Annotated in this window: 10 protein-coding genes; 5 read left to right on the top strand and 5 right to left on the bottom strand. The window is 69.6% G+C overall.

Annotated features, from left to right (window positions below):
- Positions 1-11 precede the first annotated feature (11 nt).
- The 5 genes from tkt to AC5YDV_RS07005 form a co-directional block, all read right to left on the bottom strand.
- Entirely contained in the window at positions 12-2,081 is a 2,070-nt protein-coding gene (gene tkt, locus AC5YDV_RS07025; protein ID WP_496182501.1) for a transketolase, read from the bottom strand.
- A 193-nt stretch (positions 2,082-2,274) separates the two neighbouring features.
- On the bottom strand, positions 2,275-3,624 hold the full coding sequence (locus tag AC5YDV_RS07020) for an MFS transporter (RefSeq protein ID WP_496182500.1): 1,350 nt from the start codon (positions 3,622-3,624) through the stop codon (positions 2,275-2,277).
- A gap of 295 nt (positions 3,625-3,919) precedes the next feature.
- Positions 3,920-4,564, bottom strand: a complete 645-nt coding sequence (locus AC5YDV_RS07015; protein ID WP_496182499.1) for a hypothetical protein — start codon at positions 4,562-4,564, stop codon at positions 3,920-3,922.
- A gap of 604 nt (positions 4,565-5,168) precedes the next feature.
- The gene (gene pulA, locus AC5YDV_RS07010) at positions 5,169-7,838 is read right to left on the bottom strand and encodes a pullulanase-type alpha-1,6-glucosidase (protein WP_496182498.1); all 2,670 of its coding nucleotides are present in this window, start codon (positions 7,836-7,838) and stop codon (positions 5,169-5,171) included.
- 9 nt (positions 7,839-7,847) lie between these two features.
- Entirely contained in the window at positions 7,848-9,650 is a 1,803-nt protein-coding gene (locus AC5YDV_RS07005; protein WP_496182497.1) for an ABC transporter ATP-binding protein, read from the bottom strand.
- Between the two features lie 61 nt (positions 9,651-9,711).
- Here AC5YDV_RS07005 and AC5YDV_RS07000 point away from each other — a divergent pair, with 61 nt between their 5' ends.
- The 5 genes from AC5YDV_RS07000 (at position 9,712) to AC5YDV_RS06980 (ending at position 13,721) form a co-directional block, all read left to right on the top strand.
- Entirely contained in the window at positions 9,712-10,161 is a 450-nt protein-coding gene (locus AC5YDV_RS07000; protein ID WP_496182496.1) for a MarR family winged helix-turn-helix transcriptional regulator, read from the top strand.
- A gap of 130 nt (positions 10,162-10,291) precedes the next feature.
- Entirely contained in the window at positions 10,292-10,942 is a 651-nt protein-coding gene (locus AC5YDV_RS06995) for a hypothetical protein (protein WP_496182495.1), read from the top strand.
- 110 nt (positions 10,943-11,052) lie between these two features.
- Complete coding sequence (locus AC5YDV_RS06990; protein WP_496182494.1) at positions 11,053-12,045, top strand: metal ABC transporter solute-binding protein, Zn/Mn family; 993 nt, start codon at positions 11,053-11,055, stop codon at positions 12,043-12,045.
- Positions 12,046-12,054: 9 nt separating this feature from the next.
- Positions 12,055-12,900: a metal ABC transporter permease gene (locus AC5YDV_RS06985; RefSeq protein ID WP_496182493.1), complete on the top strand. Its 846-nt coding sequence runs from the start codon at positions 12,055-12,057 to the stop codon at positions 12,898-12,900.
- Entirely contained in the window at positions 12,897-13,721 is an 825-nt protein-coding gene (locus AC5YDV_RS06980) for a metal ABC transporter ATP-binding protein (protein ID WP_496182492.1), read from the top strand. The genes AC5YDV_RS06985 and AC5YDV_RS06980 overlap by 4 nt, the downstream gene beginning before the upstream one ends.
- The last annotated feature ends 24 nt before the right edge of the window (positions 13,722-13,745 follow it).

The raw sequence follows: 13,745 nt of genomic DNA, 5'->3' as shown, positions 1-13,745 counted from the left end.
ACCTGCACTGCTCAGCCGAGGAGCGCCTTCGCCTTCTCCACCGCGGCGTCGGCCGTGATGCCGAACTCGCGGTACAGGGTCTTGGCATCCGCCGAGGCGCCGAAGTGGTCGATGCCCACGGCCTCGGTGTTGGCGCCCAGCAGGTCCTTCCAGCCGACGACCGAGCCGGCCTCGATGACGACCTTCGGGATCGCGGTCGGCAGCACCTCGGCCTGGTAGGCCTCGTCCTGCTCCTTGAACCACTCGACGCACGGCATCGAGACCACGCGGGCCGGAACCCCCTCCGCCTCGAGCTTCTCGGCCGCCTGCACCGCGAGTTCGAGCTCGGAGCCCGTGCCCACGAGGACGACCCGGGGTTCGGCCGACGCCTCCTTCAGGACGTAGCCGCCCTTGGCGACGCCGGTGGCCGGCGCGAAGCCGGACCCCTCGGAGCGGTCGAACGTGGTCATGTTCTGGCGGGACAGGATGAGCGCGGACGGGTGGTGCTGGGTGCGCAGGATCTGCGCCCACGCCTGAGCCGTCTCGTTGGCGTCGCCGGGGCGCACCACGTTGAGCCCGGGCATGAGGCGCAGGCTCATGACGTGCTCGATGGGCTGGTGGGTCGGGCCGTCCTCGCCGACGCCGATGGAGTCGTGCGTCCACACGAACACCGGGTTGACGTGCGAGAGGGCCGCCAGGCGCGGCGTCGTCCGCATGTAGTCGGAGAACACCAGGAAGGTGGCGCCGTACGGGCGGGTCAGCCCGTCCATCGCCATCGCGTTGATGATGTTGCCCATGGCGTGCTCACGGATGCCGAAGTGCAGCGTCCGGCCACCGGCGCGCCCGACGAAGTCGTGGCTGCTGCGCTCCTCGGGCAGGAACGAGCCCACCCCCTTCATCGTGGTGTTGTTCGAGCCGGCCAGGTCGGCCGAGCCACCCCACAGCTCCGGCACCGCTTCCGCGAGGGCGTTCAACACCGCGCCGGACGCCGCTCGCGTGGCCATCGAGCCGGGATCGAACACCGGAAGGGCGTCGTCGAGGTCCTCGGGCGCCTCCTTGGCCAGGATGCGGTCGAGCAGTTGGGCGCCCTCGGGGTTGGCGTCCCGCCACGCCTGGTAGCGGGGTTCCCACTCGGCCCGCGCCGCCGCGGCACGGTCGGCGGCGTTCTGGCGGGTGTGTGCCACGACCGCCTCGTCGACGGCGAAGGGCGCGCCCTCGAAGCCGAGTCGCTCCTTCAGGGCCGCGATCTCGTCGCCACCCAGCTTCGAGCCGTGGACGCTGTGGTCTCCGGCCTTGTTCGGCAGCGGCCAGCCGATGATCGTGGTGACCTTGATGAAGTGGGGCTTGTCCGTGACCTGCCGGGCCTTCTCGATGACCTCGAACAGCTCCTCCACCTTCTCCTCGTACGTGGTGAAGCCGTTGGTGAAGTCGACGTGGTGCGTGTCCCAGCCATAGGCCGCGTAGCGGGCCTCGACGTCCTCCGAGAAGGCGATCTTGGTGTCGCCCTCGATCGAGATGCGGTTGTCGTCGTAGAACAGGAACAGGTTGCCCAGGTTCTGGGTCGCGGCCAGCGAGGACGCCTCGGAGGCGACACCCTCCTGCATGCAGCCGTCGCCGGCGATGCAGTAGACGTCGTGGTCGAAGACCGACTCACCGGGGGTGGCCTGCGGGTCGAGCATCTCGCGGACACGACGGGCGCTCATCGCGAAGCCGACGGCGTTCGCGACGCCCGCGCCGAGCGGACCGGTGGTGCACTCGACACCCTTGGTCATGCCGAACTCCGGGTGGCCGGGGGTGATGGAACCCCACGTGCGCAGGGACTGCAGGTCCTCCATCTCGAGGCCGTAACCGGCCAGGTACAGCTGCGTGTACTGGGTGACGGAGCTGTGCCCCGCGGAGAGCACGAAGCGGTCACGCCCCAACCAGCGGTCATCGGCCGGATCGCCCTTCATGACCTTCTGGTAGAGCAGGTAGGCCAGCGGTGCCAGCGAGATCGCGGTACCTGGGTGCCCGTTGCCCACCTTCTCCACGGCATCGGCAGCGAGCACGCGCGCGGTGTCGACAGCCTTGCGGTCGGTGTCGGTCCAGGTGAATTCAGCCATGGCGAAGTGTTCCTCCAGAGACGCTTGTGGCAAAGGTGTTTCGAGGGGAGCCTATTCCACGGTGGCCGGGCCGTGGGAACAAATCAGCGCAGCAGCCGGACCAAGCTCCGCTCCGCCGGACCCGGGGGAACACCCGTCCCGCTGATGACGCTGCTCATGGTTGCGCGCCGTGCTGTTCGGTCGCGTCAGACCGTCACCCCTCGTCGAGAGCAAGTCCCCGCTGCTCCGGGAGCAGCAGGGCGGCACCGGCGGCGATCAGGAACGCCACGCCGAACACGCTGAACGGGAGGGCGATGCCACCCGCGGCCAACAGCACGGGGACGAACCACGGCGAGGTGGTGATGATCGACGCGAGGCGTCCGAACGCGGCCGCCGACCCGGTGCCCGTGCCACGGACGCCGGTGGGGTACAGCTCGGGACCCACGGCGTACAGGGCCCCCCACGCGCCAAGGTTGAAGAACGACAGCAGGCAACCGAACACGATGATGAGGGTCTCGCTCGGGGCGAACCCGAAGGCCACGGCAGAAGCGGCGGAGCCGAGCAGGAACACCGACAGGGTGATGCGGCGTCCCCACACCTCGATCAGCCAGGCCGCCATCGCGTAGCCGGGCAACTGGGCCACCGTGATGATGAGGGTGAACGCAAAGCTGCGCACCAGCGGGAAGCCGCGCCCGACGAGCAGGCTGGGGATCCAGATGAAGGCGCCGTAGTAGGAGAGGTTGATGCAGAACCAGACGGTCCACAGGGCGGCCGTGCGGACGCGGTAGCGCGGCGACCAGATCGACTCGGTCGCCAGGGTGGCCTTGCGGCCGGAGTCCGGGCTGGGAACGGGCTCGACCCCCGCTGCCTCCTCATAGACACGCACCGCGGCCTCGGCCTCGGCGACGCGGCCCTTCTTCTCCAGGAACCGGACCGACTCCGGCAACCCGAACCGGACGTAGAGCGCGTACAGCGTGGGGACGATCCCGACGCCCAGCGCCCAGCGCCAGCCGTTCGCGTTCAGGGGGATGATGAAGTAGCCGATGAGGGCCGCGAGGAGCCAGCCGAGGGCCCAGAACGCCTCCAGCCCCACGATGACCCGTCCACGGATCGCCTTGGGTGCGTACTCGCTGACCAGGGTGGACGCCACCGGGAGTTCGGCTCCGAGCCCCAGGCCGACGAAGAAGCGCAGCGTGGACAGGATGGCCACGGCGGCCAGGATGCCGATGCCCTCGGGGCCGGGCACGAACGCCGAGGCTCCTGTGGCGAGGCCGTAGACGACGAGGGTGGACGCGAACACGGTGCGCCGGCCGACCTTGTCGGCGAGGATGCCGCCGAGCGAGGCGCCGACGGCCATGCCGACGAAACCGACCATGGCGATGTAGCCGAGCATGTCGGGCTTCAGGCCCCACTCGGCCCCCAGCGCCGCCATGACGAAGGAGATCAAGCCGACGTCCATGGCGTCCAACGCCCAGCCGATGCCGGACCCCACCAAGAGCTTTGCGTGTCTGCGGGTGAAGGGCAGGCGATCGAGTCGTTCAGCGCGCGTCACCATCTCAGCCATGGCCCCTCCTTGGGCTGCCCCTCCCGCGAGGGGACCTCGGCAAGGGTAGGCCCTGTGAGCCGCGGTGCGCCACATCTTTCTAGTCTGACGGACAAGATGGGGGTCTCCGGGGCAGGGACGAGCGGTGGCCGGTGTCATGAGCTGACTGCCGAATTCGACCGACGTCGTGGGTGTGTGGACGCCCCGGGCGTCGGTCGAAATCTGCGGTCGGACGGGTTGTCACGCGGTGGGCATCACTCAGACCATCGCCCACCCCGTCCGTCAGAGCCGTCGACCCAGCCCGTCCCTCAGCCAGTCACCCGGCTGCCCGCTGAGCCGCCCGGCGGCGTCCCGCCTCGAGCGCCCGTTCCACTTGGTGCAACAGCTCGTCCGCCTTCGCCGGGAGGCGCAACCCCATCACCGGGATCTGCAACTGGAACTCCGAGACCCCCCGAATCATCAGCTCGTTCGACCGGAGTGCGTCGTCGATCGGCGTGAGACCGCTGTAGTGATGGACGCCGTGGACCTCGACGTGAACGCCCTCGGCCTCCCAGAAGACATCTAGGTAGACGCGCCCTCGCGGACCGGTCTTGAGCACCTGGCGGTCCGGTTCGGGCAGTCCCCGCTCGCGGCACATCCGGGCAAAGTCCAGCTCGCCAAGGGACTCGGCTCCATTGCAGATGTCCTGGATGACCGCATCGAGGACGGCGCGGCGTTTCGAGTAACCGACCGAGCCCCACCTCTCCAAGAGGGCGGTTGTCGCCGTGAGGCGCTGCTGGATCGTCATGGCGAGGATCGTGGCAGCCTCCGCGTCGGAGACCGCCCATTGCGCTGCTCGTATCGCGGCTACTTCGGGACGGGTCCGGCGCAGGGGCGCGTCCACGATCGACGCCCGCCCGGAGACGATGGTGCCGCACGCCCTCCAGCGCGCGCACGCGAGCGTTGTTGGGGACGGTGACATGGATGTAGTCCTCCTTCCAGCCCTTGAGGCCCGCAGCCAGCAACGCCGTTGCCCCGTCGAGGACCGCCTGCCTGCCCGACTCCCACAGCGCAAGCCACCAGGCCGCCCGACCCGTTGGAGACGGCCCTGTCACGCAGAGGGTGTGCATACCGACCTTGTGCCAAGCGCCTCGGGCCACGTGGGCGTCGATCTGACCACGCGTCAATCCGGCCGCCAGCAAGCTCGCGATCGTCACCACACCGTCGTGGGGTTCGGCGAGTTCGAGAGCCAAGCGGTGTCGGCGGTCGCGAGCACGGCGGAACTCGGCCTCACGCAGGGCACGGGCGGAAGGGATGGCGTCCATGTCCAGACAATGGGCTGCCAGAGTCCCTCACTGTCACCGGCTGCCGGTTGTCCCCATAGCTCTCCGGCGGGTCGTGCGTCGTCCACACCCCGACCGCGGAATTCGACCGTCCTCGTGGGCGTGTGGACGCCCGGGGCGTCGGTCGAAATCGTCGGTCACCCGGGTGAGCGCTCCCCTGGCGACCGGAACCCGAGCCCTCGGCGCAGGGAACCCGAGCCCTCGGCGACCGGAACCCGAGCCCTCGGCGGCGGGAACCCGACCTCACCAGCGCTGAACGAAGACCGCCGTCGTCAGCCCTGGGACGGAGAGTTGCCCGTCGTCCCAGCGCGCGGTCTGGACGAGGGGGTCCGCTCCGTCGGCCTGGACCGGGTGCAACACGCAGGGGCGTCCGGAGAGAGTCGGCACCAGTTGCCGCACCGGCCATGGATTGGAGTTGAACACCACCTGGATGCTGGCGAAGGTGTCATCCACACGGACGCCCGCGCGGTCGTCCAGGGCCATCACGACGACGCCGTCCTGCTGCGCCCACGAGCCCGAGACCGGGAACGACACCTTCGCGTGCACCTGCTTGGGGTCCGCGAGTCGGAACAACCGGCTGGAGGACCGCAGTCTCAGCAGGTCGAGGCACATCGCGTGCGAGAGGCGCATGTCGTCGGGGGTCGGCTTCAGGCTGGGATCAGCCAGCAGGGGTCTCATGTAAACCCACTTGTCGGCGTTGTCGGACGCCGGGGGCAGTCCGGCGCCGAAGCCGTTGTCGGTGAGGGTGAAGTCGAGGTAGTTGAACCAGTCCCCCGACGTGTAGGAGTTGCGGTCGAGCGACTTGCTGCGCAGGAAGTCCGTGCCCGCGTGCCACATGACCGGGCTCTGCCCGAGCGTCGCCACGGCCAGGGCCAGCGTGTTCGCCCGGACGCGCTGCGCCATGGGCATGTCGGTGGGCAGTTTGAGGGTCAGCGCATCGAAGAGCGTCTCGTTGTCGTGTGCGTCGACGTAGGAGATGACCTCGTCCGGTGCGTCGGCGTAGCCGGCGGCGAGCATGCCCTTGTAGGGCACGTGGTCCCCCCGGATCGGACGCCGGGTGCGTGCGGACCTGAACGTGTGGTCGCGGAGGGTGCCCGCCAGGCCGTTCTGGATGATGTCGGTGTAGCGCCGGAGCCGCTCGCGCTGGATCTCGCGTGGTCCGTTGGTGGCGGCGCCGTTGGGGGCGCCGGCCAGGCCGGTGGCGAACCCTTGGCGCCGGGGGTCGTCGTCGAACGGGCCCCCGCCGCGCACGGCGTCCCGGAGGCGGTCGGAGAAGGTCGCGATCTGGGTGCCGGCGAGTTGCCCCTGGGTCGCCTGGACGAAGCGGGCGTTCCCGGCGACCTCGCCGAAGTCCCAGCCCTCGCCGTACAGGGTGACCGCCCTCCCGTCGACGCCGTCCCGCTCGGGCGTGAGCGCATCCAACGCGGCCCGGACGGCCAGCATGTTGTCGCGGCTGTGGTGACCCATGAGGTCGAAGCGGAACCCGTCCACGTGGTAGTTCCGGACCCAGTGGACGACGGACTCGACCATGAGTTTGCCCGCCATGGCGTGCTCGGTCGCCATGTTCGGGCAGCAGGTCGACCGGGCGACCCTCCCCGTCTCGTCGATGCGGTGGTAGTAGCCGGGCACGATGCGCCCCAGGACCGAGGTGCCGCCCTGACCCTCGCCGTCGGTGTGGTTGTAGACCTGGTCGAGCACGACCAGCAGCCCCATGGCGTGCAGGGAGCCCACCATCAGGCGGACCTCCCGGACGCGGCCGCCCCCGTTGATGGACCCCTCAGTGCACAGCGACCCCTCGGGTACTTGGTGGTGCCACGGGTCGTATCCCCAGTTGAACGCGGGACGTTCGTCCGAGCGGACCGCCCGTTGCTGTTCGAGGGAGTCGGGCGCCGCCGCCTTGAGCGCGTCCCGGTCCGGGACGGTGCGCCTGCAGGGATCCTCCTCCACGGAGGTGTAGTCGAAGATCGGCAGCAGTTGCACCGAGGTCAGGCCGGCCTCGGACAGGCGGCGCAGGTGGCGGGTCCCGTCGCTGTCGCAGGCGAAGGCGGCGAAGGTGCCGCGCAGTTCGTCGGGGACAGTCTTGTCGGCCCGCGAGAAGTCGCGGACGTGGAGTTCGTACACGACCTGGTCGACCGGGTGCGCGAGCCTCGGGGCCGGGGTCTCGCACCAGATGTCGGGCCTGAGGTCGGGGTCGTCGAGGTCGAGCACCAGCGAGTGGGTCGAGTTCACGGTCAACCCGATGGAGTAGGGGTCGGTCACGCGGTTCTCGACGACCCGGCCGAAGCTGGGAGCGAAGACGGTGACCGCGTAGAGGTAGCGCGCGCCCTTCCACGCGACGTCCCCGGTGACCGCCCAGCAGCCGTCGCGCTCGCGCGTCATCGCCACGCGCCCGGGGGCGGCCTGCAGCGAGCGGCCCACCCGCCACAGGAGGAGGTGAACTTCGTGGGCCGTGGGTGCCCAGACCCGAAGCGTGGGTTTCCCGTCCGCCCACGAGACGCCCAAGGTGGCGCGCACAGCGTCCGGGTGGAGGGTGTCGAGGAGGTGCGCGAACTGGACGCCGCTGGCGACCACGAGGCGACCGCTGGGGTGGCGGGCGGTGACGGCGATCTGGCCGCGCAGGAGGTCGGGAAGGTCGCCCCGGGCCGGGACGTGGAGCGCGATCGCATCGGCCAGGTGGGGGTGTTCCCGACGGACGTCTTCCAGCGCGCGTTCAGCACCGATGGCCAGCGGGATCGTCGTCCACGGCACGGGCTCTCGGCGCTCGGGATCGATCCCCCCGCCGGGGGCGACGTGCAGGGTCCAGTCGAGGTCGGAGGGCCGCGTCCCGGCTGGCAGCGACGAGCCCGGCCACAGGATGGTCCGCGGATCCACCCAGTACCCCCGCGCGAGGGCGAGGTCGTGGGCCGTCCGCATGGTGTCAGACTACGTGGCCAGCGCCGCGTAGCGACCTCCGGCGCGGAGGAGTTCGTGGTGCGTACCGCGCTCGACGACGCGGCCCCGGTCGAGGACGACGATCTCGTCGGCGTGCCGGACGGTGCTGAGCCGATGCGCGATGGTCAGCGTGGTGCGTCCCTGGGCGAGGTTGTCGAGGGCTGCCTGGAACTCACGCTCGGTCTCCGTGTCGAGGGCGCTGGTGGCCTCGTCGAGCACGAGGACGCGTGGATCCGACAGCAGCGTGCGCGCCACCGCCAGGCGCTGGCGCTCGCCACCGGAGAACCGGTGCCCACGCGCACCGACGATCGTGTCCAGTTCCTCGGGCAGCCGCCTGACCGTGTCGGCGACCTGCGCCGCCTCGAGCGCGCGCCAGAGGTCGTCGTCCGAGGCGTCCGGCTTGGCCTGGAGCAGGTTCTCCCGGACGGACGCGTGGGAGAGGTAGGTGTCCTGGGTGACGACGCCGACGGCGCCCGCCAGATCCGAGGAGGAGATGTCGCGGAGGTCGATGCCGTCGAGCATGACTCGTCCCGCGGTCGGGTCGGCGAGGCGGACGAGGAGCGTCGCCAGCGTTGACTTGCCCGAGCCGGTCTCCCCCACGACGGCGATCGAGCGACCGGGAGCGAGGTGCAGGTCGACCTCGACGAGGACGTCGGTGTCCCCGTCCGGGTAGCGGTACGAGACGCCTTCGAAGCGCACGTCACCGCGCACCTCCTCCTTCTGGAGGGGCGTGGGATGGGTGGGCTCGGCCACCTCAATGGGCAGGTCCAGGTATCCGAAGATGCGGCTGAGCAGGGCCAGGGAGCTGATCCACTGGGCGCCGACGTTGAGCAGGCCCATGATCGGTCGGAAGATCTGGCTCTGGAGCGCCGTGAACGCGACGAGGGTGCCGATGGTGATGCCACCGGTGAGCTGCGGGAATCCGCCGGCGAGGTAGATCAGCGCCGGGATGGCTGCGAACACGATCTGCATCGTCGCCATCCGCCACTTGCCGGCGAGTTGGCTGCGGACCTCCAACTCTGCGAGCGTCGCGGACGTCTCGTTGAAGGCCGCGACACGGGTTTGCTGGATGCCGAGCGTCTTGGTGAGCAGCGCGCCGTTGACGCTGAGGGCCTCGTCCACCTGGGCGTGCAGGTCGGCCATGGCGCGCTGGCGTTGGGTGGTGATGTCGCGGCGGACGAGCGCCACGCGGCGGGTGAGGGCGATGGCGGGCGGGAGCACCACGAGGCTCAGCAAGGAGAGCCGCCAATCGAGGACGACCATGGCGACGGCGGTTCCGACCGCCGTGGTGAGGTTGGACGCCACGGACGTGGCCGTGGTCGTGATGACCGACTGGAGCCCGGCGATGTCGTTGATCAGGCGGGACTGGATCTCTCCCCCGCGCGTCCTCTTGAAGAAGGCGAGTGACTGCTTCTGGACGTGCTCGAACACATCCGTGCGCAGCCGGCTCATGACCCGCTGGCCCATGCTCGTCGCCAGCCACGTCTGGACGACACCCAGCAGCGCGGTCGCGACCGCCACGGCGATCATGCCGATGACCAGCCAGAGGAGCAGCGTGGTGTTGCCGTGCGGAAGGGCGTCGTCGATGACGGCGCGGAGCAGGAACGGCTGCGCGAGGCCCACCAAGGACGCCGCCACGACCGCGGCGACGACCACGGCGAGCGCCCCCTTGTGGGGCACGAAGAATGCCGCCACCCGGGCGGCGGAGACGGGGGATTCGATGAGCTGGGCGCGGTCGCGCGGGTCGATCCGCTGCGGGCCGCGCATCTCGGGGCCGCCGATCATCTCGCTCATGGCGCCTCCTTCCGTCCATCCGATATGCTGAGGTTACCTCACTATCAACCGGGAGGGTGTGGTGGATATTCCCGAGGGCGAGCTGGCCGACCTGATCCTGCGGGTGGCGCGACGGCTCCGACGGGCCACGGCGGACGAGCTGGAGGGACTGCCGGTGAACCCCCACCAGGCGCGGGCACTGCGCACGATCGCCCGGCTGCAGCCGGTGCGGATGGCCGACCTGGCCCAGCGCCTGCACGTGGCGCCACGGTCCGCCACGGACGTCGTGGACTTCCTGGTCGCCGGAGGCTGGGCCGCACGCACCCCCGACCCGTCGGACCGCCGAGCCACACTGCTCTCGCTCACACGCGCCGGACTGCGCCTGAAGGACGAGGTGGACGCCGCGCGCGCGAGGGCGGCTTCCACCGTCCTGGGGCACTGTGACCCCGAGCGCCGTGCGCAGGTGGCGGAGGCCTTGACGTCCACAGCCTCCACAGAGGGGGACGCCTCCCCTCCCCCGCGGGTTCGTTGATGTTGCCGAACCGTGACCTTCCACATCCCGTTGGCAAGGGGAGGCGGACACTCGGACGGTTGCGCGGGCACCGGATAACGCTGATATGTTGTGCTCGTACATCGTGCTCAGTTCTGAGGGGAACCCCACCATGACCGAACAATCCACGTCCGGCATCTCGCGCCGGACCCTCGCCAAGGGCGCCGCTTGGAGCGTTCCGGCTGTTGCCGTGGCTGCTGCCGCTCCGGCCTATGCCGCCTCCGAGGGCCCGCTCCGCTTCACGGGCACCGCCTGCAAGCTGCCCGGGGCCTCCAGTGACCCCTACAAGCAGGGGTACATCTTCGAGTTGAACGTGCGGAACATCGCCGGCCCCAACCCGGATGACGCGATCATCACCATCACCAACCTGTACGTCAACGGCAAGAAGCAGAACTTCATCGGCTTTGCGTTCGTGCCGCTCGACCCGAACAACACCACGCCGCTTCCCTACCGCACGACCGGCCCAACCGGATGCTCGTGCACCAACTGCGGCACGGCACCGATCAAGTTCTGCATCGCGGACGCAACCCAGTACCGAATCTTCCTGTACACAGACGAGAACGGGAACAGCGCCGCCTCACAGGTCCGGCTCGACTACACGATCTACGACTGCAAGAACACGGCCAACTGCGGCTCGGGCACGGCCAGCTTCACCCAGACCCCGATCAAGGACAGCCCGCCCACCCAGGAGGGCGGCGGCGGCAACTGCCCCCTCAACTCGCAGCAGGTCTTCCCCCTCCCCGCGGCCCAGTCGTACGCCTAGGCACCGCCCGAGCCAAGAGAGGCCCTGAGGGGATCATCCCCTCAGGGCCTCCAACCATCTGGGCACACACAGTTTGAGAATGATTCTCGCTTTGTTCTAGCATGGTCACCATGCGCTCCACGTTCCTCGCCGTGCCCCTGCTGCTCACGCTCGCCGCTTGTTCGACTCCCGCGACACCCGGGACCACAGGCGCACCCGCGGCGTCCGACCCCGTCGCCATCGCCACCACCACCCAGCTCGGCTCGATCGTGGGCGACATCACCCAGTGCGCCGGCACGACCTCCGCGACCCTGATGGGCCCCGGCGATGACCCGCACGACTTCTCGCTCGCGTCCAACCAGGTCGCCTCACTGACCAAGGCCAAGCTGGTCGTGGCGAACGGGCTCGGTCTGGAGGCTGGCATGGGTACCGTCCTGAAGAGCGCCCAGTCCGACGGGGCGAAGGTCTTCGAGGTCGCTCCCTTCCTGGATCCGCTCACCTACGAGGAGATCGAGGCCAAGGCTGCGGCGGCCCACGAGGGTCACGAGCACGCCGCGGACGGCGAGCACGCCGAGGACGACGGCCACGGCCACGACGCCGAGGACCCCCACGTCCACATGGACGCCGCCCGCATGGCGAAGGCAGCCGGCCTCATCGGCGACGAGCTCGCCAAGGTGACCGGCGACCAGAAGTACGCCACCTGCGGCGACGAGGTCGAGCAGAAGCTCCAGCAGACGGACGCCGAGGTCCGGCAGATCCTGTCGGTCATCCCCCCCGAGAAGCGCGTCCTCATCACCGACCACGAGGCTTACCACTACTTCGCCGACGCCTACGACTTCGAGATCGCGGGCGTGGTCATCCCCGGCGGGTCCACCGATGCCGCGCCCAGTTCGTCCGAACTCGCCGAACTGGTGAAGGTTGTCCAGGAGGACAAGGTCTCGGCGATCTTCAGCAACAACACCGTCAACCCGCGCCTGGTCGAGGCCGTCGCCCAGGAGGCCGGTACCGACATCAAGGTCGTCCAGTTGTACGAGGGCTCGGTCGGGCCCGCGGGCTCCGGTGCCGAGACCTACTCGGGCATGATGCTCGCCAACGCCCGCCTCATCGCCGACGCCCTCAAGTAGGTTGGGTCAGTGGACTGGTTCCTTGAGCCCTTCATGCTGGGCTTCCAACAACGCGCTCTCCTCGGCGGACTCACCGCCGGGCTCATGACGTCCATCGTGGGCGTGTGGCTTGTGCTCCGCGGGATGAGCTTCTTCGGGGACGCCTTCGTGCACGGCATCCTGCCCGGCATCGCCGCGGCCACCATCTTCGGCTTCAACCCCTACTTGGGGGCGGCCGTCGCGGCGCTCGTCATGGTGGGTGGCATCGAGCTGATCCACCGCCAGACCGCCCTGAAGGAGGACACCGCGATCGGCCTGCTGTTCGTCGGCATGATGGCCCTCGGCGTGGTGATCATCAGCAAGTCGGCCTCCTACACCGGCTCGCTGACGAACATCCTCTTCGGCGACATCTTCGGGGTGAACGCCGAGACCCTGACGGCCATGCTCGTCCTGGGCACACCGGTGCTCGTCGGGTCGCTGCTCCTCTACCGCCCGCTGCTGGCCCTCAGCTTCTCGGCCCCCAAGGCCAAGACGCTCGGCATGAACCCCCGCTTCACCCACGCGGCGCTGCTCGTCCTGATCGCGACCGCGGTCATCGCCAGCTTCCAGGCGGTCGGCACCCTGCTGGTGTTCGGCCTCCTGGTCGGGCCGCCAGCCACGGCGGCGCTCATCACGCGCACGGTCCCCCAGATGTTCGTGGTCTCCGCTTTGCTCTCCGCCGTCGTGGTCTGGGTCGGCCTCCTCCTCAGCTACCACCTCGGCACGGCGGGCGCCGCCACGATCGCGCTCGTCGCCATCGCTGCGTTCTTCCTGACGTTGACGGTCCGCCCGTTGTTCCGCAAGCGTGAGCAGTCGAAGGAGGTGGCGTCCGCATGACCGACTCACCGAACGGCACCGGCCTCGAGCTGCTGGCCGAGGCGTCCGACCTCGTGCTCGGCTACGACCGGAACGTCGCGGTCCGGCCGTCCAGCTTCACCATCCCCCACCGCAAGGTGACGGCGATCATCGGGCCGAACGGCTCGGGCAAGTCCACAATCCTGAACGCGCTGGCCGGGATCCTGGATCCACTGTCGGGGACGCTCCGCGTCTTCGGCGCGACGCCGGGCGGACGCGGTAGTCGGGTGGCGTACGTCATGCAGTCCCTCGCACTGCCCGAGGGGATGCCCATCACGGTCCGCGAGGCGGTCGCCATGGGCCTGTACCCCAAGCTCGGCTGGTTCGGACGCCCCTCGGCCGACGACAAGCAGCGCGTGCAGCGCGCCATGGATCGCCTGCAGGTCACCCCGCTGGCCAACCGGCACCTGCACGAGCTCTCCGGCGGACAGCGCCAACGCGTCTACGTGGCCCAGGGCATCACCCAGCGTCACTCCGCGCTGCTGCTCGATGAGCCCCTGACCGGTCTCGACATCGTGTCGGCCCGGACCATCGACCAGATCATCCACTCCGAGCGCGAGCGCGGACACGCCGTCGTCCTCACCACCCACGACCTGGCCGAGGCTCGGGCCGCGGATTGGGTCATCCTGATGAGCGGGTATGTCGTGGCCGCCGGGCCGCCGGAGCAGGTCCTCACCCGGCACAACCTCGAGGTCGCCTACGGACTCGGCTCGCTCCACCAGGCTGACGCGGCGTTCCTGGACGACCCGCACGCCAACGGTGATCCGGAGCACGACCACTCGCGACACCAGCACCCGCACTGAGGCTAAGGTGGAGCCGCCTACTAC

The organism is Propioniciclava sp. LT432 (assembly GCF_059515965.1).
Note: the sequence above shows the minus strand (reverse complement) of the source record. Positions and strands in the feature narration are given on the sequence as shown.